We start from the raw sequence: 23432 nt of genomic DNA on the forward strand, positions 1-23432 counted from the left end.
ATCTGGCCTGAGATTGATCAAGCCTGAAGGCGATCTCAGCGGCCCCGGCCCTCTCTGCCGACGGGTCTATACGGCCGCTCAGGATGCATACGGTTGTACTGGCAGACGACATGTTCTGGAATCTCTCTGCTGGTGTCGAGCTCGACCCGAAGCCTCCGTGCCCACTGGAGGACATCTGAGTACTGAGCGCCATCGGTTGTAGAGCCGGGACCGGGTTTCCAGCCGGCGAGGATGGCGGCCTTTTCGATGGCCTGGACCCTTCTAGACGTCCTGCCAGGAAGTCGCAGCTCGGCGATGGCGTTGTCAACAAGATCGTCATAGGTCGTTGTCCGTCCTTCGGAGATCAGCCATCGGATCAGGGCCACCAGCTCGTCGGAGCTGTACGTTGTGATCGCTCTACCACCTAACCGGGGTGGCCGCTGGGGACGAGGGCTCGTGATGCTCGGTTCTTGACGGGTGGAGGTTGACATGCTTGCGGATGGCGTAGTCGCCTTCGAACCATGTCTAGTGATCTCCCAAGCTGCACTGTCAGCGTCCTCGGCGGTGTGCGAAATGCGTGGAAGGCCTTTGCCCCAGCTAAACCGGAGATCGGGGCACCTCAGGACCTGAACGTAGCCGTTTGTGATCGTCACTGCCTCCGCAGGCGAGCGGATGATCAGAAGAGGCTTGAAGGGGTCGAGGTCAGCTTGGACGCCGCGTACGGCTAGTGCATCGCGAAGCTGGAGGAGGTGCTTAAGATCCTCGCTGTCTTTGGCTGTGACGGGCTTCTGAGACCGCTTTTTTGGAGAGATGGACGGCCTCGGCGCCGCTGAGGATCTCAAGATCTTCCTGACCGCGCCTTCATGGTCATCGATTGGATGAATCGAGAGGGAGCGCCCTTCTCCCCATACGAAACGGCTGTTGGAGATGAATGCCTCTATCTTGCCCGCTGTGACCATCTTGACTTCCTGCGGTGCTGAGATGATCAATGCGGGCACCGCAGGGTTCAATTGACACTCGACGCCGCCGGCAATGAGTGCCTCCTGCAGGTTGCTGAGGTATGGCAACGCAGGTGATCTGGGGGTCGCGACACTCTTCAATGACCGTGATGTGCGTGTCGGGCTTCTTCTCGAGGTCGAGGAGGGACGGCGCTTGTAAGCGTCTACAACGTGATCCGGAAGGCGACCCCGGGATGCCACCTGGTAGCCGTTGTCGCGTGCCCACTGGCGGATCTGAGCTGACGCGGTTTGGTTGGAGGTGACGCCCGTGGGCGGTTGCTCGCTACTGACTGTCTCGTCCGAGCGCGCGAGGGCCTTGAAGAGGTCATCCAGTGACGGAACCGCTGCCTTCCGTTCAACATCGCCGTTTGCGGTCGGCTCGCCAACAGTCATGTTGCTACTCTCACTCGTAATGTCACGCTATGGGCGAAATGTTCCGTTTAGCATAGATCGGTCAGCGTCTCTGGCGAACCTTGCTTGGCCTCTCACGGTTCTTCCGGCGTCAACCGTTCCAGCTGATACTGAGGCATACACCAGGGGTCCGACAGATTCCAGTGCTGGTCGCACGTTGTTAGCGCCTACTTGCATTGAGTGTTGTAGGCGATATTTACGGTCGTCCGATAGGCACGATAGCGACTATTGACTACTGTCCCTATTGGCGACGTTGGGGCAGTATCCCTGTAACTTTGTCTGACCGGCACAACCCCCGTGGTGTCAGTCGGTTCTGGTAGACCTTCAGCGTGCTTGGATCGTGTTCAAAGGAGGCGGGCATGGGCTCCGGCCGCATTCTGGATGCACTTGCTGCTGTCTCCAGCAATGATCGTGCTGATTGGATCGCTACATATGCTGCCGAGCTGGCGGCTCATGGCGGAGGTGAGTCGCTGGGTGACTTGCTGAAGATCTCGGTCTGCGAGCCCGTCGACATCCGTCGGTACTGCTCTGCGGAGCGAGCACGGGACATTCTGCTTGCCAATTCTCTTCAAGATCGTCGTGTCTTGCTCCGGACCACCGTTCCAGAGCTCAGAGGGTTGACAGGCTGCGACCAGCGGACGCTCAAGGATGTCCTGAACGCGCTTCTCGCCTCTCTGGTAGAGGGTGACGTGCGTGATCGTGGTGAAACGGTCCAGAACGAACCACATGCTACGTTGCACGATCTTCTGGAGCTGTGGACCTCTTCGCTCGATGATCGTCAGCGCCTGATCCTCCGTCATCGTATGGCTCGTCGCGACCGCAGTCTTGATGACCTGGGCAACGAGCTTGGTGTCAGCCGCGCACGCGTTGGTCAGCTAGAGAAGAAGCTGGCCGACAACTTCGCTGCATGGCGGCAGAGCACCCCGGTTGCGGAGCGGATCGGCCAGTTCCATTGGTGGGTCTTCAATGGATCTTCACCGCTCATGACGTTCGAGGCTGTCTCGGCACGAGTTCCTGAGCTGTCGGATCTGGTTCACCCAGTCGGCATTGAGCTGTCCAATTTCCTTGAGATGCTTCTGCCTGATCTCGATGTCGATGGTCCCTGGTTGGCGACCAAGCCGCTTTCAGATCTACGTGATGTGACCTTCTACTCAGCCACACACCGCGAGAAGCGGGCGGATGGCGGCTACGACCTCGACAAACTCCAGGCGGAGCTGGGGCTGGATGACTATGCGTGGTCGTCGTGGCTTGAGTACTGCGGTCTCCGTAAGGCCGCTGGCATCGTGGTCCGCAAGGGTGCCTCGCAACCCGAGCTCGCAGTCGCGGTCCTGGCCGCTGCGGGTCATCCATTGAGTGTGGAGGAGATCGCGGAGCGGCTTCAGGTGGATGGGGTGCGATCCCTTCGAGGGCGTTTGCAGGCCGATGACCGCATCGCGCGGGTGGGGCCCAATTCCTATGGACTGCCTGAGTGGAACCTCGAGACGTATGAGGGCATCCGCGAGGAGATCGTGCAAAGGATCGAGCGCGGCGGTGGACGTGTGCTGCTGGCTGACGTAGTAGATGAACTGGTCGAGCAGTTCGGGGTGTCCCCGGCCAGTGTGCGTGCGTACGCGGCGCGACGGGAATTCTCTCGCAGGGATGGGTGGATCAGGCTGGCAGGGAATGGAGACGATGGGCCAAGCCAGGCATCCCACAAAATGCCGACTCCTGGAGAGACCCGTCGGTGCTTCTTCCTCAGGGGACAGTGGTGGTTCCGTGTAGACATCAACAAGGAGGTACTGCGCGGATCGGGATTTACGGCGCCACGTGGCGTAATGGCCTTGTTCCAAGTCGCAGAGGGGACTGAACGCGTCTTTGCTGCTCTGGCCCAGGAGATCCGCATCTCCTGGGCAGCACCTCAGCCGCAATTTGGAAGCATCCGTTCACTGGTCACACAGCTTCAAGCCAAGATCGGAGATGTGCTCTGGCTCGCACCGACCGACCGTGGCGCGGTCCGGGCTCGGCTGGTTCGCGCCTGGAACAAGACCGAAGATGACGAGATCGCGCTTCGCTCAGGTGTCCAACGGGGACTGAGCGGAGAGGACCTGCGTTTGGCAGTAGCCGGCGCCCTTGCACTCTCTGTGCAAACCTCATGGGCTGCTCTCGTGATGTCCCTACGTGCTCGTGGCGATCTTGACCTCGCCGAAATCGTGGAGGGTTACACCCTGAGTGAGTCTTGTCGAGCGCTCGATTCCGTTCCTGGTCTGGATGACTTCTTCGCTGCGCTCGGCGGGCGGTGATGGCTGACATGCTGCGCACCTTGACCCTCGAGGACAGTTACAGGAGCGACCGCAGCAACGTCGTAGGTGAGTTCTATGTCCCCTGCCTCTCGCTCGCGAACCGATACGACCGAGCAGTCGGATACTTCACCAGCAAGTCTCTCGCACTGGTCGCTCGCGGGTTGGAAGGCTTCAAACGTAACGGCGGTCGTATTCGACTTATAGCCAGTCCGCATCTGACGGACGGCGACATTGATGAGATGCGGGCTGGGTACACGTACCGGGAGATCATCGCCAAGGCGGTGCTACGTGAACTGGACCCAGACACCGAGCGTCCCAGCAAAGAACTCGCTGGACTGGGGCTTCTCGGGCGGCTCATTGCCCAAGAGGCAATGGATGTGAAGATTGCCATCGTCCATGGCAGGGAAGGTCTCGCGCTCTATCACGAGAAGATCGGCCTCATCTCCGACAAGTACGGGGATACCGTCGCATTCACCGGTTCCATGAACGAGACCAGCTCCGCCTTTCTTGACAACTTCGAATCGATCCAGGTCTTCAGATCGTGGAACGAGAACGACAAGGGCAGGGTGGACATCCTCCGATCCGACTTCGATGAGTTGTGGGCCGGACGCACACCAAGGCTCGAGATTCTTGACTTTCCCGCTGTCGCGAAGGAGCGATTCATCGCATTGGGCGAGCGCGCCGGCGAGTTGTCGAACGAGACCAAAGATCCTGAGCCGCTGGTCGTGTCTACCGATCTGACGACCTTGGGATGGGCGCGATTGCCGCATGATGTCGAACTGCGGGACTATCAGAAGACTGCGATAGCGAAGTGGCTGAGCGCCAATGGCCGTGGCGTGCTGCAGATGGCTACCGGCACAGGAAAGACGATTACCGCATTGGCAGCACTCGACCAGATAGGGCGGCAGCTTCACACTCGCGATCTGTCCTTGGTCACGGTGGTGGTGGTCCCGCTCCTGGACCTTGTCGAGCAGTGGTCGGCAGAACTTCGCAACTTCGGCGTTGTACCGATCAAGTGCCGCGACCTGGCTGCGTCATGGGAGCCGGCGGCACGCAATGCGCTAGCCGCTCTTCGGGCTCGCCGAAAAGGCAGCATCACATTGGTGGTCACCAATGCCACCTTCCGCGCGGCAGCCTTCCAGGCGCTTCTTTCCTCCATCGATCTCCCTCTGCTGGTCATTGCCGATGAGGCACACCATCTAGGAGCAGAACATCTGCGGACGGCTCTGCCGGCACATGCCCAGTTCCGCCTCGCACTTTCCGCCACACCGGAGCGATGGTTCGATCCGGCGGGCACGGATGCCCTGAAGGACTACTTCGGGGACATTCTCACCAAGCTGGGCCTCAAGGAGGCGATTGACCTAGGGGCGTTGACGAGGTACAGATACCACCCCGTCCTCGTTCCCCTGGGCGATGACGAGGCAGAGCAGTACACCGAGCTCACCGTGAAGATTGGCGCGCTTATGAGATCGCAAGAGCCAGACTCGGTGAGTGAGGATGACAACTCACCGCTCGGAATGCTGCTAGGGATGCGGTCGAAGGTCCTCGGGCACGCTCGTGCCAAGATGCCGGCCCTTCGAGAGGCGCTGGAAAGACACAGGGACAGTTTCTTCCAGTTGATCTACTGCGCCGAGGGCGGAGCACCGCTGATTGACGGCGGGACCGGGCCACGTCAGGTCGAGCAGGTTCTCGAGCTAGCGGGCAAGGAGTTGGGTCTCAGGGCTCATACGTTCACCTCCAGGGAGCACAAGCGGCAACGCCGAGATCTGCTCCGATCGTTTGCGACTGGGCGTGACCTGCAAGTTCTTGTGTCGATGCGCTGTCTGGATGAGGGGGTCGATCTCCCGGATGCTCGCGTGGCGTACATGCTCGCGAGCAGCACCAACCCTCGGCAGTTCATCCAACGCCGCGGCCGGATCCTTCGAAGGGCGCCAGGGAAGAGTTTCGCAGAGGTCATCGACTTCGTGGTGACACCCCCGCAGGACCCTGCCTTGTTCGAAATTGAGCGTCGGCTCTTCCGGCGAGAGCTCGCTCGATGCGTAGAGTTCGCCGGATACGCGGAGAATCACGGGGAAGCCCTCGCCAAACTGAGGGAACTGCGCGATTATTACCAGCTTCTTGATGTGTGAAAGGTGGAGAGCGGCCAGTGAGCGACCAGAACGAGCGCGAGATCGTCGGTCGTATCTATGCGGAACTAAGCGATGAGGCGAAGAAGCTTGTCGTGGACGTTCTGACTTTGGAGAAGGAAAACCTGCATCTGGGAGACACCGCGACGGTAACGCGCAACGTGAGCGACCAGATCATCCGGAGGGTTGAGGGCGTCGTCAAGTGAAGCTGCTGTCGATCGAGCTCGAGAACTTCAGACCGTACGGTGGGCGGAACCGCATCTCGTTCGCTCAGGAGCCGGGACACAACGTCACACTGATATATGGCACCAATGGTGGCGGTAAGACGACCTTGCTCAATGCCTTCACCTGGGCTCTCTATGGGCGTCTCAGCGCAGATGTCGAGCAGCAGGACAGACTGATCAACAATCGGATCTGGCAGGAAGCCCGCCCCGGTTCGTCGGTGGACATGTCGGTGACCGTTGAGTTCGAGCATGAAGGCCGCACTTACACTGCGCGCCGGTTTCTCACAGCGGAGAAGCAGAATTCGGACCAACGTTTGCCCAAGGCGCAGCTCCTTCTCCTCGAGCGTGACGACAGGGGTGTCACCAAAGAGCTCAAGAGCGCCCAGGGACATATAGACAAGATTCTTCCCGAGCGCCTGAGCAAGTTCTTCTTCGTCAACGGTGAGCGCATCGAGCAGCTGGTTCGAAAGGAGGCCTACGCTGAGATCCAGCATGCGATCAAGACGCTCCTTGGCTTGGAGCAGCTCGAGCGAGCCCTCAAGCACCTCCCCACGGCAGCGAACAAGCTGCGTCACCAGTTGAAGTCCGAGGGAGCCAACAGCGAGCTCGCCGAGCGCCTGACCGCTGAGATCGACGCCGTCTTCAAGGAGACGGAAGAGAAGAAGAAGGAGAAGGAGTCTCTCAACACAGAAGTTCAGCATCTCAAGGACGAGATCGAGCTGCTCGCGGCACGTCTTAAATCCCTGGACGGTGCCAAGCAACTTCAGCTGGAGCGTGAGCGCCTGGAACGGGAACGTGCGAGCGCCCATGAATCACTGCGCAAGCTCGAGGACGAGCGGTCTCGGGTGCTCGCAGACTCCGGTTATCTGGCCTTCATACCTGATCTGCCTGAGAAGATCATCGCTGCCTGCGACGCACTTCGAGAGCGTGGTGAGCTGCCCGCACCGTTGAAGCGCACGTTCATCGAAGACCTTCTCATGGAGGGCGAGTGCATCTGCGGTACCCATCTCACCGAAGGCTCGCGCGAGCGAGCAGCGCTGGAGACGTGGCGTGAGCGTGCCGGCCTTGCCGAAGTGGAAGCGGCATGGAATCAACTTCGCGGTGCGGTAGCCGGCTTGGAGGAGCGGCGTCGTGGCACGATGGACCGGCTGGCGGAGACGGATCGCCTGATCGGGGAGGCATCCGACAAAGAGCGCATGCTGGTTGAGCAGCTCAACGAGGTTTCCATCGAGATCAAGAAGCTGCCGCAAGAGGACATCAGTGCAATCGAAGTGCGACGCAGCAAGATGGTCGACAAGTTGAGCGAGACGAGTAGATGCCTCGGCACGATCGACGAGCGTCTCGACTTCCTGGCCAACCAGAAAAAACAGAAAGAGGAGCAGGTCGACAAGATCCAAGTCAAGGACGAGAACAACCAGCGCATCCAGCGCCGGATCGCCGTGATCCGAGAGACCGAGACCGCGCTCCGGCAGATCCTTGAGCTCTTGTCCGACAGCATCCGCCGCCGTCTGGACACCCGTATCCGAACTCTGTTCAAGCGGGCGTCGCTGAAGAACTACGAGCCGGAGCTTACGCCGGGATTCCAGCTGGAGTACTGGGAGCTGGTAGGCGATGAGAAGGTCCCGGCCCCCAAGTCCACTGGTGAGAACATGCTGCTCTCACTCTCCTTCGTCGGCGCAGTCGCGCAGGAATGCCGCGACGCTGCCACGAATCCGAACCCATTCTTCGGAGGCGTCGGCGGTGAGTATCCGATTGTCATGGACGCGGTATTCGGCAACTTGGACGACGACTACCGTCGGCAGATCGCCCGCTTCCTTCCGGAGATGACCTCTCAGGTAGTGGTTCTGTCCAGCAAGGCCCAAGCCGAAGGGGTCGCCGAGAATTCGCTGCATCCGCGCGTGGGCAAGCAGTATGTGATTACGACCCATACGACGAAGAGTGACTTGCAGGACGTTACGGAGAAGATCGCTGTGAACGGGAGAGAGTACCCGTACCAGGTGCTGGGATCCTCCTTCGACGGCGCGGAGTTCACTGAGGTGACGCAATGATGACGAGCCCCAGTGAGCAGCGAGTTCGTCGGCCGAAGGGACATGAGAGTCTGATTCAGCAACTGAGCAAGGACGGCGACGGTCCATTCACCAGTATGGCGGCGACCCTACTCTTCGCAGCGTCCGTCGGCTACGCCCATGAGCGTAGGGAGCAGTTCAGTGAGACCGGGGAGCCCATTCGGTACGAAGTCTTTCGTCGCTCTCCGACTGCCGAAGCATTCATCGACTCCCTCGGGGTTCTGGAGCACCCTGGCGACGCTTCCATCCTGAGCGAGGAGCGCCTTGGGGAGCGGGTCACAATCTTCGAAGAGTATGCAAACGGTGGTCTCAACTACATCCAAGGCGAGATCAACGCGAGCAAGTCGCGGGTTATGGACGTGCTGTTGGAGATGGTACGACGAGCTGATCGGGATCAGAGGTCGGTGGGGCTCCCCCCAGAGCTAGGCCAATTCTTCAGCCCTCCGGAGTTCTGAACCCCATGATGGCCATGTGACTCTCACAGAGCAGACGGGCGGCGCTTGGGAAACCGAGCGCCGCCTGACCGCGATCGGCAGAACGGGACTTTCCGTACCCGCACGTCAGGCTGTGGTGGATCAGCAGATCACGTCTGACTCGTCGGTCCTGGACTATGGGTGCGGACGAGGGGATGATGTCCGGGCTCTACAGAGGATCGCCATGAGGGCGGTCGGCTGGGACCCCCACTATCACCCCGAAGGCAGCCTCGACCCATCGGATGTCGTGCTGCTGACTTATGTCCTCAACATCATCGAGGACCCGGAGGAACGGCGTCGTACGCTCGTTAAGGCATGGGAACTTGCCAAGGAGACCTTGGTGGTCTCCACTCGACTCACCTGGGAGAAGTCCAAGGTCAAGGGCACGGGTTTCGGCGACGGAGTCCTTACCAGCCGGCGGACGTTTCAGCACCTGTTCAGCGCTGGCGAGCTCCGAAGCTACGTTGAGGACGCCACAGGCGTCCGGTGCGTCTCTGCGGCTCCCGGAATCGTCTACGCGTTCAAGCGCGATGAGGCGCGCCTGGGCTGTCTGGCTCGTCGGATCGCACCCGCGGCCATTTGGCTGGCCTCTGACGACGCGGCATCGGCGATAGCCTCCGTAGTGGACTACACAGAGCGACGCGGGCGGGTGCCGCGCGTAGAGGAGATGCCGACGCAGATGGCGGAGCTCCTAGCCCATTTGAACACCGCAGAGCTGCAGCGGATCGTCCGGGTGTCGGCCAATCCCGAAAAGGTCGCGGAAGGTGCGAAGAAATCCACCTTGACCACGCTGCTGTTCCTAGGTGTGGAGCTGTTCAACGGGCGTGGTCCCTTCGGATGCCTCCCACTTTCCACACAGCTCGACGTGAGAGCGTTCTTCAGCTCCTACAAGGAAGCATGCATGCGGTCCGATCGTCTGCTGCTCAAGCTGCGCGACGACGCCTATGTCCGTGGCGCGATGAACGGGTCAAAGGTCGGCAAGCTCACGCCAACAGCCCTGTACGTGCATCGCCGGGCAATTGACCACATGCCCGTTGTGCTGCGGCTGTATGAGCACTGCGCTTCGCTCGCGGCAGGACGTCCACAGGAGTGGACCCTGGCCAAGCTGCGCCATCAGGGTAGGGGGGTGAGTTGGCTGGACTTTCCGGAGTTCGACACGGATCCGCATCCGCGGCTGCGATCGTCCTACATGGTCGATCTCGCCACATTCAAGACCTCGCACATGTCCTACGAGCAGTCGGAGAACAGGCCGCTACTCCATCGCAAACATGAGTTTCTTCACCCGGATGACCCCGCTGTCCCGAAGTATCGGCGACTTACCGACAGCGAGCTGCGAGCAGGCCTATACGCCAATCCCCATCTCATTGGGACAGAGCAGGGCTGGGAGGCCGAGCTGGTTCGCTGCGGCCGCCAGCTCCGTGGTCACCGCCTGATCAAGAGGTACTGACCGGTGCGATGCCGGCTTGGTACTCGGCGATGATGCTCGCGAACTCGTCGACTTCCAGTGCCTGAGCCTGGTCGGGGAACCAAGAGAGGCGCAGTCCATTGCTGGCCTGTTCTTCGGGTAGCCCCATCGCCGCGAGGACATGGCTTGGGGTGTATGACGCACTCGTACAGGCGGATCCGGTGGCCACCGCGGCGTAGTTTTTCAGCTGCAAGATCAAGGCCTCGGTGTCCACACCCTCGAACGACAGGTTGAGGATATGCGGGACCACGTGCTCTTGGTCACCATGGAGGTTGAACCGGGTCTTGCCGAGTCCCTCCAGCAGACGGGCGCGGAACTCGCTGGCCGCTTGCAGCCACTGCGTACGTTCGCTTTCGAACACCTCAAGAGCTTTGGACAGGCCCATGATGAGCGGAACGGGAAGCGTGCCGGGGCGGAGCTTGCGTTCCTGGCCGCCTCCGTACATCAGCGGGGTCAGCGGCACGGAATCACGCCCGCGGCGTCTGATGAGCAGGCCGCCCACCCCCTTGGGCGCTCCAATCTTGTGCCCGCTGAAGCTGACGAGATCGATCGGTGCCCGAAGGTCGTCTGGCAGCTTGCCGAAGCCCTGAGCCGCGTCAACGTGAAGGTAGGTGGCGGTGGAGCGGAGATGCTCGGCCAGCTCGGCGACTGGCTGGATTACGCCAGTCTCGTTGTTGACCTGCATGACAGACACCAGAAGCGTGTCGGGGCGTAGCCGTTCCAGTACGGCTTCCGCGCTCACGCGACCGGAGGGCCCCGGCTCGATCAGCTCGACCTCGAAACCCTGTGACTGTAGGTGCTCCAGTGGCTCCAGTACAGCCTTGTGCTCAATTGCGGTGCTGACGATGTGACGGCGTTCACTCTTAGCGCCGAAGGGTGCTAGACCCAGGATGGCGATGTTGTTGCTCTCGGTTGCACCACTCGTGAAGATCAACTCATCCGGGCGGGCGGCGAGGTGGGCTGCGATGCCTTCACGAGCGCGGGCTACCGCCTTCTTGGCGCGCGTTCCATACTCATGGGTACGCGAGCCCGCATTGCCGAAATCTTGGGACATCCAGTGCAGGACGACCTCGGCGACCTCCGGGAGCACCCTCGTCGTTGCCGCAGCATCCAGGTAGGCGACCACATGCACACCAGCTCTCATACTTGTTGGCGTCACGTCACGTGAGTACGTTAAAACGCACACGTACTTACGGTACCGTGGACCGCGTGGGATCACACGCGCTGGCGCAGCAAGGCGGAGACGCCACCACTGCGGGCTTTGAGTACATCTTCCCAGCTATCCGCGGTGTGCAGGCAGGGCGTGAGTATTACGTATCGATGTGCCCGTTGCGCCTCATCCCCAAGATCTTTTTGTTCGATGAGGACGAGCTGGCGCCGGAGGTCCGAGCGCAGCGAGTCCTGAACAAGGGACGAGTGCCAGCGCTCGCGCGGTACATCCTGGAGAACCCCGACGATTACGTCTTTTCTGCGCTAACCGCCTCCGTGGATGGCGCCATGCGCTTCGTGGGGGTCGCGGACCAAGGGCCAGGGTTGCGGGTCGGTCAGTTGCACATCCCGATGGCCTCGCGCTTCCTGATCAACGATGGTCAGCACCGGCGTGCAGCCATCGAGGTGGCACTCAAAGAGAACCCATCACTCGGTGATGAGACCATCGCCGTCGTCTTCTTCCATGACGCCAGCCTTGAGCGCAGCCAGCAGATGTTCGCCGACCTGAACCGCCACGCTGTGCGGCCGGCTCGTTCCATAGGCGTCCTCTATGACCACCGCGATGAGCTATCACAGCTGACGCGTCTTCTGGCGCTGAAGTGCCCAGTGTTCCGGAACTTCGTTGAAATGGAGAGCAGCACCCTCTCAGCTCGATCGCGCAAGCTCTTTACACTCAGCGCCCTGTACTCGGCGATGAGCGCCCTTCTGCAAGGGCTAAAGCTGCCTAGCGGCAAGGACGGGGAGCGCCTGTCCTGGGGTTACTGGGAAGCCATAGATGCTCTCATCCCGGACTGGGGAGAAGTGCGGAGGCGATCTCTCTCCGCCTCTGAGATCCGCAAGCAGTACCTACACACGCATGGCATCGCACTCCATGCGATAGGGCTGCTCGGGAACACACTGCTTCGCGATTCGCTTGATCCAGAGGAGTGGAAGCCGCGGCTAGCGCCGCTTCGGGACGTGGACTGGTCGCGGACCAATCCTGACTGGGAGGGAAGGGCGATCATCGGTGGTCGTGTCTCGAAGAATCACCAAAACGTCGTACTTACCGTGAATTATCTACGTAAGCAGCTCGGTCTCGAACTGACTGCCGATGAGCAGCAGGCAGAAGACGCTTACCAGCGAGGAGAGCGATGAGCACCCCGACGCGCAGTGCCGTCATGCTGAACACGCCCACCCGGCGCACCGTCCCCTTCGAGAGCCAAGGTGGACTCGCCGCGGTGGTGAACGAGCTGACCGCGGAGATCTGTGAGCTGTACCTGGCCGATCAGGTTCCTTGGGTCGTGGGCTACAGCGGTGGCAAAGATTCCACGGCGGTGCTTCAACTCGTGTGGCTGGCGCTACAAGGCCTAGAGCCTCATCAGCGCACCAAACCGGTCTATGTCATCAGCACGGACACCCTGGTTGAGAATCCGGTCGTTGCTGCTTGGGTGACTCAATCGCTGGAGACCATGCGTCAGGCGGCACAGAAGCAGCAGCTCCCGATCCAACCGAACAGGCTGGTCCCTGATGTAAAGGACACCTTCTGGGTCGGCTTGATCGGCAAGGGATACCCCGCTCCCAGGCCGAAGTTCCGCTGGTGCACCGAACGCTTGAAGATCAAGCCGTCTAATTCGTTCATCCGCCAAGTCGTGCATGACCACGGTGAGGCCATCCTGGTCTTGGGCATCCGCAAAGCGGAGAGCCAAGCTCGCGCCCGCGTGATGGAGCGCCACGAGAAGCGCCGTGTCCGCGACCGTCTCTCGCCTAACGGTAATCTTCCCAACTCTCTCGTCTACAGCCCTATCGAGTCATGGAGCAACGATGAGGTCTGGACGTTCTTGATGCAGCAGCCTAACCCCTGGGGGCATCCGAACAAGGACCTCCTCACCATGTATCAAGGGGCCTCGAGCGACGGCGAATGCCCACTAGTGGTGGATAACACCACTCCTTCCTGTGGTGACAGCCGCTTCGGCTGTTGGACGTGCACTCTCGTCGACAAGGACAAGTCCATGTCGGCGATGATCCAGAACGATGAGGAAAAGGAGTGGATGCTTCCGCTCCTGGAGCTACGCGACGAGCTCGACGCTCCCGACGACAGCCACCTGCGTGACTTCCGGAAGATGAACGGCACGATCCAGCTGTTCCATGATCGCAACGTTCCTGGACCGTACACACAAAGGGCCCGTGGGGAGTGGCTCCGCAAACTCCTCAACGCGCAGACCTGGATTCGGAAAAATGCTCCAGAGCATGTGCGGGGCATCGAGCTAATCACCATGGACGAATTGCATGAGATCCGACGCATCTGGGTCTTCGAGAAGCATGAGGTTGAGGATTCGCTGCCCCAGATCTACAAGCAGGAGACGGGCGAAGAGTTCCCCGGCGGTCCGCTCGACCAGCACCTCGCAGTGGCCGCGGATGAGGTGGAGCTGCTTCGTGCGGTCTGCGACGGAGATGACCTGCACTTCGAGACGATGCGCGAGCTACTTGCAGTTGAGCGGAAATTCCGCACGATGACTCGTCGCTCCGGACTGTTCGAAGCACTTGAGAAGGCGATCAAGAAGGGCTACTACACGGATGCGGAGGATGCGGTCGACCTAGCCAAACGCAATCAGCAGAACAAGGTCGCCCCCACTTTGATCGGATTGGATGAAGAGAGCACCGATGCTCCTGCATGAGATCACTCTTGAGAACTTCGGTGCGTACCTCGGCAAGCAGGTCCTCTCTCTGAATCCAAAGCCAGGCAAGCCGATCATCCTGATCGGAGGTCTCAACGGCTGCGGGAAGACGACGCTGCTAGATGCTATCCAACTCGCGTTGTACGGCTCGCGGGCGCGGTGCAGCGGTAGGGGAAATCGATCCTACGACGCATTCCTCCGTGACAGCGTGAACCGTCAGGCCGTGCCTAAGCACGCAGCTGTGAAACTCTGGTTTTCGATCACGGTTGAAGGGCAGCAACGTCATTACCGTATTGAGCGAAACTGGTCCATCTCGGGAAAGACTGTCCGCGAGTCGCTAGCGGTCTTCGTCAACGGTGAACACGATAAGGCCGTCAGTGATACATGGGCGGCTTATGTAGAGGATCTCCTTCCGCTGGAAGTCGCATCTCTTTTCTTCTTCGATGGGGAGAAGATCGAATCGCTTGCTGATCCTGAACGGGCTGCTCCAGTCATCGAGTCGGCAGTTCAATCGCTCCTGGGGGTCAACACAGTCGAACAGCTGCGAACCGATCTGCTGGCTCTTCAACGGCGACAGAAGGTGAGCCGAGAGGACAAGGCCGCACTCGAGCTGATCGCCGCCATCGAAGCTCAGCTTGAGGAGAACGAGGTGGCCAGAGCAGATGCGCTTCAGCGAGTCGCTTCCGCAAGAGCTGGTCTCCTACACGAGAAGAAGGAGCTCAAGGCTGTCGAGGCCGCCTTCGCTAAGGAAGGTGGAGATCTCTTCCGCCGTCGGGCGGAGCTAGAAGCACAGAGTGCCCATGCGAGAGGCCGGCTCGAAGCTGTAAGGGTGACTCTTGCCAACACCACTGCAGCAGGACCGCTCCCATTCCTACTCCTTAAGGATCAACTAGAGGCCCTGCGTGCGCAGGTAGCTCGAGAGGAAGATGCGATTCGCGCGGAGCAGCTACTCGATGCCCTACACAAGCGGGACAAGGAGATTCTCTCGCTACTAGGCAACGGCATACCGGATGCTCAGCGTGAGCAGGTCGCGCAGTTCATGGAAGAGGACCGTGCCCAGCGCGCGGCTGATGCAGGCGTTCCAAGAGTGATCCAGATGTCGGCGACAGGCATCCAGCAACTCAACTCGCTTGACCAAGTTCTCAAGAGCGAGTCACAGCGTGCGGAAGAGCTGCTCATTGAGTCTGAAGAGCTCAGATCGCAGCTCGACGCGCTAGATCGGCAGTTGGCCGGTGTTCCAGCAGAAGATGCGATTGCCGACTTGATCGCCCGACAGGACAAGGTCCGTCAGCGGGTGGAAGACCTCGAGCGGGAACTCCGCGCCACGGAGGAGGCGCATGCCACACTTGTCCGGGGAAACGCGCAGCTCCAGGCAGCCCGTGAGAAGGCATATGCCAAACGAGCCAAAGGGCTAGCCGAGATCGAGCACCGTGCCCGTGTCGTTTCGTACTCTGACCGTGCTCGTAACACTTTGGATAAGTTTGGGAAACTCCTGCTGCAACGTCATATCAGTCGGTTGGAGGTTGCTGTACTAGACAGCTTCAGCCGTCTAACGCACAAGGACGGCCTGGTTAAGGACCTCCGCATCGACACTAGCAAGTTCACCTTGACCTTGATTGGCGCGGACGGCGACGACCTCAATCCTGCACGTCTGAGCGCCGGCGAGCGTCAACTCTTGGCGGTATCCCTCCTCTGGGGTCTAGCTCGCGTGGCGGGCAACAGACTCCCGAGCGTTATCGATACTCCGCTGGGTCGACTGGATAGCCGGCACAGACAGAATCTTGTTGAGCGTTACTTCCCGCAGGCAAGCCACCAAGTGCTTCTGCTGTCGACAGACGAAGAGATCGATGATGAGTTGCTAAAGCGCCTCATTCCATCGATCGCGCATACATATACATTGGTCCACGACGATACAACGCTCACAACCACAATCGAACGCGGATACGGATGGGGAAAGACTCGGTATGTCGCTTGATACAATCCGATTGTCTCAACCGGCCAAGGATCAGTTGATCAAACTTAAACGAGTCACTGGCATTAAAAACTGGAACGTCCTGTGCCGCTGGGCTCTAGCTGTGTCTTTGCAAGACGAAACGCCTCCCCTAGTGCGTGATGTCGTTACCGATTCCAATATAGAGATGTCTTGGCGCACCTTTGCTGGAGCTTACGGGGATATCTACATGGCGTTGATTAGATCCCGATGTCAGCGTGATGGCAATGAGCCAACCGAGGAAGCTTGTGGGAGGACGCTCATTACACATCTGCATCGCGGCATTGGATATCTTGCCGGGCGACGTGATCTAGATTCAGTGGACAATCTGGTAAAGGCTGCTCTTGCTTAGCTCTTATAAGTGTAGTGAGCTGTCCCACCTGTCTTTTGTCTGATCGAAAAGGCGAGAGGCATTCGGCCTGTGGACTAGTTGACGAACACCTAACAGGCGTTATCCCGAAGCGTTTTAGACGAGGCAGATGGTCTTTGTCTCGGGCCGGTGGCGGGGCAAGAGCGGTTTCACGACTGAAACTGGGGCCATCCTCAAGCTGAGACTTGCAATTATCGTCACGACTCGTTGCGGAACTAGCTGTCGACTCATGGCTGCGTGATCGATTAGAGAGGGAAAGGTGGCCGCTCTTTCGCTGTTGGCTGGAAGAGGACAGCAGCCGGCTGGTCGTCACGAATATTGACACTGCTCGCGGGCAATCACCTACTCCGACCGCGTAACGCAGCATACTAGAGAAGTTCGACCTCATTTTGAGGCAGCACGTGCCGTCTGGCAGTAGCGGCACACGATGGCTTCACTCGTCTCATAACTAAGGACCGCCTGCCTGAACGAGGCCTTCGTATTGACGAATCATCTGCGGGCTACGTCGACTCTGAGAATTGTTTACTATTTGGCTTCAGATGCGTGATCTTGCAGTGGCAAGTGATACATACCTCTCATAAGACCATGGATCGTGGTCAGAGCAGTAGACAGCGAAGTTGGCTGGATTAAGAGCACCGCGAGCATTCTGCGGCCCGGCGAACAGTTCATGGGTATCCAATGTCGCAGTACAGCCAGACGCTTCTTCGCACCGACCAGTCATACTGACAAGGCGTAAGACCCAGAAAGGCTGAGGAACTGTCACCCATCCGAGGTGTGGATTTAGGATTTTTCCAAGAGCCCATGAGCCAACATCGTATAAGCTGCCATATTTGCTCTTAACGCGATTGCACCAGCCACAGGCTAGCCTCAGATTACTGATGTCAGTCAAGCCTCCTGATGTGACCGGCCGGACATGGTCTACCTCTATCCTAAGATCCCGAGGATTAAGGCCACGCGGCCGGGTGAAATCCACGAACAGCGGTTCTGGGATTGGTGCATTGCCTGAACGGACAAGGCGGGCGCCGGCCTGGGGAGAGAACTGATAGCCGCAAAGATAGCATCGAGGGTCCGGCTGTGCATTGGACCAAAGTAACCTCCGGTCCGCCAGCGTGATGCTGTGTCTCTTTCTTGCACGCCGCTGAAGGACTTCTCCCCAGGCTATCTCCGTAAGTATTTCAGCCAGCTGCTTAACCTCATCGAGTGGAAGCGTCGGGTAGCGTCGCCGGATCTCACGGAGGATATCAATTCCCAGGTGAAGGATGTGCGAACTTTCATCGTGAACATAAATAGCTAGATCAGCTACACTTTCGATGAACCACCAGGCGTGGAGTACAGTTACATCGACCTCCAGTAGTAGCTGTTTCGGCCCAAGCATGTGGTGAGGCACCTTGAGTTTCGCGAACTCCTGGAGTGCTTCACGATCCCACCGATTCTTATCAAGCTCTTCCAATGAACGGAGGAAACCGCGTACCTGGTTCGATTGCATATCTTCTACTTGGGAACGTACTCGATGACCTTGGGAAGACCGGTAGAAGGATCCCGCCTGTATTCGGACCAAAGCGATGCCCACTTCACTTTAACCGGTCGCTGATCCTTCTTCATGCCTGTGGGTAGCGGCCATTCGCGTGCGAAGTAGGAGTCCTTAACTCCATCGAGCCAGTCTTCGAAGGTTGCATCGACATCGGCGACGTGGTTAAGCGTCTTTTTTCGCATGCACAGATATTCGAAGTAGTCAGCTGCCAAGATCGTGAGACTGACCATGTTGAAGAGGTTGCCCCTGCTACTTCCCCATGCGTTCGGCGCCCGCATGTCATCGATGACGCCAAATTTGTCTCTTACGAGTGTGAAAAATCTGATGAAGACGGTGCGCCATGGTCCATCCGCCTGACTCCAGATCTTAAACTTCGCCTCGTCCGTATCGCCCTCAGATACAAGTTCGCTTTGAGGGAGGAATTCGCGTCGCCATTTTCTGGCGTAGTCGTTCTTCTGGCCGTATAGTTTCCCGCCTGTTAGTTCACGGAAGACTTGGACGAGACTTTTAAGAACAGTCCACTGCAGATGTTCTGGGTTATCGCCAACAATTCCGGTCTGGACCAACCCTTTAAATGGGCTTTCTTCGGCGCGAGTCAGATAGGCGACTGCACGTGAGTCGTCGAGCTGAATTTTGGCATTTCTGAGGCGTTGAGCGACTGGCTCGAGCTCCTCTTTGCTCAAACTCGTTGAGACGATCGTGCCCAGAAGAGCTTTTCCCATGGGGGTCGCCTTCTGATTAACTACAACGAATTGGAAGACATGTTCGCTGGGACTGTCATCCATAAGAAGCGACATGGGAAGCCATCTATCGTTGTGTTTGATGAGATTGCCGGCAAGCGAGTCGGGGTCAATCTCATCAGGGTCGACACTACCTTCACCAAAGAGCGCCTCCATTAGCCTCTTCTTCCCAACAGGTGTTTCGAGCGACGCCCGGGCCGCTCTAACTGCTCCACGAAGACGATGCTGTCCGTCGACTAGAACTATCGGGAGGAGATAGGATTTTACGGCTTCTTTCGTGAAACCTACTATTGAGTCGGGATCTTCTTCTGGCGGGAACTTTTCCAGTGCGGCAATACGAGTTCGGATCTCGATATAGAAGTCGACTATTCTGGTTTCTTCAGCGAGCAAGATGCCCGAAATGTCTTCCGGATCATCGGTCGACGGATCAAAATCGTCTTCACTGTCTACGTCATCCAGATCAACTTCGGGATCGTGCGGCATCCCATGCTCTTTGGCTGCCTCTGTCAGAGTTCTCTGATACCGGCCTTGCGGGATAGGGGCGCTTAGGAGCCCTGGTAGACGTTGCTCCAGTCGGTCGCGGAGTCGCCTAAGAAGGTCCAGAAGCTTAAGGTCATCGACGCTTTCGTACTCGATCACTACGTGACCAACACTTTGGTCCTCGTCGACGGGTACGAAAGTAACCGACTGCGCGCTTTGGAGGGCACCCAGTAGCGGATTCTGGACAATGTTGTGTGGATTGTCGAAGAAAGCTGAAATTTCGGCGACACGAGAGACGCTTTCTTCACGCTGAAAGCCGACCGTTTCCTCGCCATGGAGTCGCTGCCGCTGGGGAACGCCTGCCCATTGCTCGATCTCTGTGGCCGGAGCCGAGAAGAGGATGAGCGGTTTCGCCTCGGGTGTTTGCCGCATCAGGCAAGCGGGATAGCGGAAGTACATGGCTCTCCTGCTCGTAGAGGATGGTCCTGGTTATGTTAGCGTCATGAGTCTATTGATGCGAGGTCATGTAGCCCACGCATCAATGTCCAGTAATGCACTGTGTGCGTAGAGATGTCCGGAGCTTGAGGGATGGGGTCATGTGATCGTCCTGTCTTCGTGATCAGAACGATGATGCACCAGGCCATGGAGAGACCTGTGAGGTGTGCAATATGGAGATCTCGGTCGGTGGAGTCGTGATGTACGTGTTAGCGGTGGCCGGTTGTTGGTGTGGACAAGCCATACCGTTCGAGCGACCCAATGGATAGGTCGCCAGGGGAATCTGTTCAGAGGTCAGCCGGAGATGGCGATGCATCACTTCATGGGCATTACGACATCGGTCGGAGGAAGTGGGCCCCTCCCGAGACTCGCGAATCGCTGGCATCACGCCTTCGATCCCGGCGTCGGCGAAGTCCTGGTCTCCAAGGGTCCCGGGGGTGAGAAGTGCAAGCTGACTGAGACTCAGCTGTCCGCGTTGCCGGCGGTGCAGTACGAAGGGCCAGCCGCGCACTGCTGAGCCGAGGATCAGTGCTGGTCCTTGGTGCGGATCGTTGAGCTGGTCTTGGCTTAGTTTCGAGCCCTCCTACACGCTGTGGAGGCTGGACTATCTGCTGTATTGGATGGGCTGGAGCTGGCAGATGCCGCCCCGGCGGGCGGCCGAGGGTAACGAGCAGGAGATCACGCCTGGCGTGGCGATGTCTGGCTGGAGGGAAAGGGCCGCGGAGCACCCGGACGCTTGGCTCTGCCGGGAAGACGAGGCTGGTCAACAGTCTGAGACGACTCCGCGGCCGAAGCTGGGGACGGCGCGGGGTTACGCTAGTGGCGGTGTCCGGCAGCGGATCGGGTAGCGTGATGATCGCCAGGCTGTTCGCCGCCAAGCCCGACCAGCGCCGCGGCTGATCTACCAGACCTGGCTGCGGCGGGGCTGCAAGAGCGAACGCAACTCCTTCTCTGAGGCCAACTACGCCTGCCGGATGCCGCCTACCAGCAGCTCGGAGGCCCGATCGTGCTGATCTGGAACAACCTCAACACCCACATCAGCGCCGCCATGCGCATAGATAGAGCACCGGGTCTGGCGGACGGTCATCCCGCTACCCTCCTACGTCCCCGGAGCTCAACCCGGTCAAGGGCGTCTGGGCTCACCTGAAACGCTCGCTGGCGAACGTGGCCAAGAAGACCTTGAACTGACTCGCCTGCCTGATCAACATTTGGCTGAGGAGATGGAGTACCAACATCAGCTGATCAGTGGCTACGTCGCCAAAACCGGCCTCAACACGATGCCCCCACTGTTGCTTCCGCCGTTGGTGCTCTCTAGCCGCATCCAGCCCGTCGTATACGCCCAGCTCAGCCAGCGAATGGCGGCTGTTTCTGGCGGATATTCTCAATGACCCAGGCTGTAGGAAGGTGGGCCACCCGACACTACAAACATGGGTAAATGGTTCCATCGTTCGATCTGTCAGGGCATGATGCTGTTGTGCGAGCAAAACAACGTCGCTCTTCGCATGGTATCTACGACGGCTACGAGGAGTACAAGACAGCCTCTGATGAGGACTATCGACAGGTTCTTACCAAAGGAATGGTGGTCCCCGACACAAATACGCTACTTAATCTGTACCGCTACAATAAGCGGACGAGAAACGACCTCATTGCTATTTTAGAGCGGGTGGCGAATCAGCTTTGGATGCCTCGCCAAGTCCTTGACGAGTTTTGGAGAAATCGCAAGAACGCGCTGGATGACTCAAAGAGCATCCTCACGGAGACAACTGCAGAGCTGAGGGCTCTGCAGCAGAAATCCGCAGAGGCGGTGAATAAGTGGTCCAACCGCCTTGCACTGTCGGGCGAGAATCTCGACTCCATCAGAGACTCGCTGAAGCGAGGATTCGAGGTAGCGATCAATCGAGTTCAAAAGCTTACGGAAGCCGAAGCTTTCATCGTGAGCGAGAACACGAATGACGATCCTGTCCTGATTGCCCTCGAGCCGTTGTTTGGGGGCCGAATTGGGCCGGCCTTCGATGACTCCGAGGTGGAAGCCCTTCTTGCTGAAGCGAATCGACGCATCCAAAATAAGATCCCTCCTGGCTATGAAGACAAGGATAAGAAGGGCGGGTTCCCTGCTGGTGATTACTTTGTCTGGGAGCAGATTATCCGGGAGGCCGAAGAGAGAAGGTGTGATGTTCTGATCATTACAGGCGATAAGAAGAAGGATTGGTGGCAAGAAGAGGGCGGCAAGAGGAAGGGGCCGCGCCTTGAGCTCATCCGCGAGCTTCGCCAACGAGCGCAGGCGCGGCTCTTTATGCTTCGGCCCGAAAGCCTATTGCAATATGCGAAGTCTGTCCTCAACGTCGAGGTAAGTCAAAAGTCGGTCGAGGATGCCGGGCGAGTGGATCGCTTGCGAGCTGCGCTCGAACTGTCCAGTCTAACAATCGAGGAAGTTGGCGCTTTGGACACCCTGGCCGAGGATGCGGTTGGCGGTTATCTCCTTGCCAAGCTACCCCGTGACCAAAATGGGGACTACTTGGAGACAGTGTTCGATATGGCGCAACTTGCTTCTAGCTCTCCTAAGCTAGAAGCTTATCTTGACGCTTTTCAGAAAAGATTTCCGAATATAACGCTCCGCACTGAAGCTCGTCGAAGAATGCGGAATCTAGAGTCGCTTGGCCTTGCATCCGTAATTAAGAATCAGGTTCGACTCACTCCCCTTGGTGAACGATTTGTTGCGGATGGGGGAAATCTGGAGCTGCTGCAGATCAGCTTTCTTAGAAGAATTAATGGAGCTGTTACAATACTCGATATGGCGAAAGAAGAATCGCCTCGAAAGCTTCGTGCAAAATTGGCTGGCACCCCACCTCAAGGAGTTAGTGCGACACAGGCGATGTTAACGTTGCGTTGGCTGGAGCAACTCAACTTGATAGAGTCGCTATAAATCTGAGTATGCTGCCCTGAAACATGTTAATGCCATAGCGGCCGCTTGCTGGTACAGATGTGGTCGTGTTGCAGTACATCGGTGTACTTTCGCCGCTGCGCGTTGGTGCTGGTCCACTGTGTGCTGTCGTGGCCCAAGCTGCCCGGTGGCAAGGCCCGACGGAGGAGGGCCGCGGCAGCCGATCGCCCCGACCACGCACGGTGAGTACCGAAGTCGGCGATCGTTACGACCTTCAAGGACTCGGTGTTGTGGGGATCGGCTTGCGGTTCAGTAACGACGAAGGGTTGTGCCGGGCTTGCCTTCTACGCAGGAGGGTGTGACGGGCTGGCGTCGAGCGCCGAGTGCGTGGTAGCAGCGGCGGAGGCGGCTGCGCGGGCCGACAGTAAGCCGTGATTGACGGTGGCATGGGCGCCCATTAGTGAGGTGAGAACGGCGTTCGCGTCGACGTTGCTTGAGTCGTGGGGACCTCGGGCGGCAGCACGGAACGTGGGCCCGCCTGCGCTGTTGTTGCATGCCTCGTGCTGTGTGGTGCCGTTCGAGGCCGGGAGCGGGTTAAGTTGGCTGCTATGGGGCAGCGCGGGCGGTGCTGGCCGCGACCGGCCGGAGAGCCGCAGCGCGGCCAGCGACCGCCCGACGCGCGGCAGGCCGCCGCAGGGCGGGCTGCCCTTGAAACCGTAGAGAAAGTTCTCATCCGTTCAGTGGTCATGCAGTGATCATGCTGCTGACCTGGCTTTTTGCTGAATGTGTCGCAGCCCCGGCGTTGACGCCGGCTGGATGTAGACCGGCTGGATGTGCTCCGGCTGGTTCAGCCGATGTGGGGGCCGTCTCCCTGAAGGTAGTGGCTGATGCGCATGCGCATTGAGCGGTCCATGCGGTAGCTCTTGACATTGTTCCTGGCCGCCCAAAGGACTTCGCTGGACTCTGAGCTCGGGGTCAGTTCGCCTGCGGTGGGACGGGCGGCGAGGACGATGGAGAACTCTTGCCTGGCCTCGCCGTTGCTGGTGTAGAGGATGACGTGT

15 protein-coding genes and 1 pseudogene are annotated in these 23432 nt (G+C 58.9%); 11 read left to right on the forward strand and 5 right to left on the reverse strand.

From position 1 onward, the window contains the following. Positions 1 to 35: 35 nt before the first annotated feature. The gene (locus tag FH608_RS50240; protein ID WP_139638308.1) at positions 36 to 1370 is read right to left on the reverse strand and encodes an Lsr2 family DNA-binding protein; all 1335 of its coding nucleotides are present in this window, start codon (positions 1368 to 1370) and stop codon (positions 36 to 38) included. A 377-nt stretch (positions 1371 to 1747) separates the two neighbouring features. Here FH608_RS50240 and FH608_RS50245 point away from each other — a divergent pair, with 377 nt between their 5' ends. From FH608_RS50245 to FH608_RS50270, 6 genes are read left to right on the forward strand one after another with little or no spacing between them, the layout of a single operon-like run. Beyond that, the gene (locus FH608_RS50245) at positions 1748 to 3667 is read left to right on the forward strand and encodes a sigma factor-like helix-turn-helix DNA-binding protein (protein WP_139638309.1); all 1920 of its coding nucleotides are present in this window, start codon (positions 1748 to 1750) and stop codon (positions 3665 to 3667) included. A gap of 8 nt (positions 3668 to 3675) precedes the next feature. Beyond that, positions 3676 to 5796, forward strand: coding sequence for a DEAD/DEAH box helicase family protein (locus FH608_RS50250; RefSeq protein WP_226900700.1), 2121 nt, complete (start codon positions 3676 to 3678; stop codon positions 5794 to 5796). Positions 5797 to 5813: 17 nt separating this feature from the next. Next, positions 5814 to 5999 (forward strand): hypothetical protein, encoded by a 186-nt coding sequence (locus tag FH608_RS50255; RefSeq protein ID WP_139638311.1) that lies wholly within the window; start codon positions 5814 to 5816, stop codon positions 5997 to 5999. Continuing rightward, the gene (locus FH608_RS50260; protein ID WP_139638312.1) at positions 5996 to 8065 is read left to right on the forward strand and encodes an AAA family ATPase; all 2070 of its coding nucleotides are present in this window, start codon (positions 5996 to 5998) and stop codon (positions 8063 to 8065) included. Before FH608_RS50255 ends, FH608_RS50260 begins: the two co-directional genes overlap by 4 nt. Beyond that, entirely contained in the window at positions 8062 to 8538 is a 477-nt protein-coding gene (locus tag FH608_RS50265; RefSeq protein ID WP_139638313.1) for a DNA phosphorothioation-associated protein 4, read from the forward strand. Before FH608_RS50260 ends, FH608_RS50265 begins: the two co-directional genes overlap by 4 nt. A gap of 16 nt (positions 8539 to 8554) precedes the next feature. Continuing rightward, complete coding sequence (locus tag FH608_RS50270) at positions 8555 to 10003, forward strand: DNA phosphorothioation-associated putative methyltransferase (protein WP_139638314.1); 1449 nt, start codon at positions 8555 to 8557, stop codon at positions 10001 to 10003. Here the strand turns inward: FH608_RS50270 and dndA are convergent. Continuing rightward, positions 9990 to 11147 carry a cysteine desulfurase DndA gene (dndA, locus tag FH608_RS50275; protein WP_139638315.1) on the reverse strand — a complete coding sequence of 386 codons (1158 nt, stop codon included), beginning with the start codon at positions 11145 to 11147 and terminating at the stop codon, positions 9990 to 9992. The two genes, FH608_RS50270 and dndA, sit on opposite strands and share 14 nt — an antisense overlap. 83 nt (positions 11148 to 11230) lie before the next feature. Here dndA and dndB point away from each other — a divergent pair, with 83 nt between their 5' ends. From dndB to dndE, 4 genes are read left to right on the forward strand one after another with little or no spacing between them, the layout of a single operon-like run. Continuing rightward, positions 11231 to 12364 carry a DNA sulfur modification protein DndB gene (dndB, locus tag FH608_RS50280; RefSeq protein ID WP_139638316.1) on the forward strand — a complete coding sequence of 378 codons (1134 nt, stop codon included), beginning with the start codon at positions 11231 to 11233 and terminating at the stop codon, positions 12362 to 12364. Beyond that, positions 12361 to 13884 carry a DNA phosphorothioation system sulfurtransferase DndC gene (gene dndC, locus FH608_RS50285; protein WP_226900704.1) on the forward strand — a complete coding sequence of 508 codons (1524 nt, stop codon included), beginning with the start codon at positions 12361 to 12363 and terminating at the stop codon, positions 13882 to 13884. The genes dndB and dndC overlap by 4 nt, the downstream gene beginning before the upstream one ends. Further along, positions 13871 to 15859 (forward strand): DNA sulfur modification protein DndD, encoded by a 1989-nt coding sequence (gene dndD, locus FH608_RS50290; protein WP_139638317.1) that lies wholly within the window; start codon positions 13871 to 13873, stop codon positions 15857 to 15859. The genes dndC and dndD overlap by 14 nt, the downstream gene beginning before the upstream one ends. Continuing rightward, the gene (gene dndE / locus FH608_RS50295; RefSeq protein WP_139638318.1) at positions 15849 to 16226 is read left to right on the forward strand and encodes a DNA sulfur modification protein DndE; all 378 of its coding nucleotides are present in this window, start codon (positions 15849 to 15851) and stop codon (positions 16224 to 16226) included. The genes dndD and dndE overlap by 11 nt, the downstream gene beginning before the upstream one ends. 553 nt (positions 16227 to 16779) lie before the next feature. Here the strand turns inward: dndE and FH608_RS50300 are convergent. Continuing rightward, positions 16780 to 17694, reverse strand: coding sequence for an HNH endonuclease (locus FH608_RS50300; protein WP_193319098.1), 915 nt, complete (start codon positions 17692 to 17694; stop codon positions 16780 to 16782). A 41-nt stretch (positions 17695 to 17735) separates the two neighbouring features. Further along, positions 17736 to 19454, reverse strand: a complete 1719-nt coding sequence (locus FH608_RS50305; protein ID WP_139638320.1) for a ParB N-terminal domain-containing protein — start codon at positions 19452 to 19454, stop codon at positions 17736 to 17738. 1471 nt (positions 19455 to 20925) lie between these two features. Between FH608_RS50305 and FH608_RS50315 the strand changes: the two genes are divergently transcribed. Then, positions 20926 to 22413: a PIN-like domain-containing protein gene (locus FH608_RS50315; RefSeq protein WP_139638321.1), complete on the forward strand. Its 1488-nt coding sequence runs from the start codon at positions 20926 to 20928 to the stop codon at positions 22411 to 22413. An 805-nt stretch (positions 22414 to 23218) separates the two neighbouring features. Here the strand turns inward: FH608_RS50315 and FH608_RS52330 are convergent. Beyond that, positions 23219 to 23432: pseudogene (locus FH608_RS52330) on the reverse strand (NUDIX hydrolase); the annotation flags it as partial.

It is taken from the genome of Nonomuraea phyllanthi, assembly GCF_006334985.2.
Classification (GTDB): Bacteria; Actinomycetota; Actinomycetes; order Streptosporangiales; family Streptosporangiaceae; genus Nonomuraea; species Nonomuraea phyllanthi.

Excerpts from the sequence above, each read along its gene's own strand:
- dndC (WP_226900704.1), top strand. The coding sequence starts at position 12,361 with ATGAGCACCCCGACGCGCAGTGCCGTCATGCTGAACACGCCCACCCGG.
- FH608_RS50265 (WP_139638313.1), top strand. The coding sequence starts at position 8,062 with ATGATGACGAGCCCCAGTGAGCAGCGAGTTCGTCGGCCGAAGGGACAT.
- FH608_RS50245 (WP_139638309.1), top strand. The coding sequence starts at position 1,748 with ATGGGCTCCGGCCGCATTCTGGATGCACTTGCTGCTGTCTCCAGCAAT.
- FH608_RS50240 (WP_139638308.1), bottom strand. The coding sequence starts at position 1,370 with ATGACTGTTGGCGAGCCGACCGCAAACGGCGATGTTGAACGGAAGGCA.
- FH608_RS50315 (WP_139638321.1), top strand. The coding sequence starts at position 20,926 with ATGGTTCCATCGTTCGATCTGTCAGGGCATGATGCTGTTGTGCGAGCA.
- FH608_RS50305 (WP_139638320.1), bottom strand. The coding sequence starts at position 19,454 with ATGTACTTCCGCTATCCCGCTTGCCTGATGCGGCAAACACCCGAGGCG.
- FH608_RS50250 (WP_226900700.1), top strand. The coding sequence starts at position 3,676 with ATGCTGCGCACCTTGACCCTCGAGGACAGTTACAGGAGCGACCGCAGC.
- dndE (WP_139638318.1), top strand. The coding sequence starts at position 15,849 with ATGTCGCTTGATACAATCCGATTGTCTCAACCGGCCAAGGATCAGTTG.
- dndD (WP_139638317.1), top strand. The coding sequence starts at position 13,871 with ATGCTCCTGCATGAGATCACTCTTGAGAACTTCGGTGCGTACCTCGGC.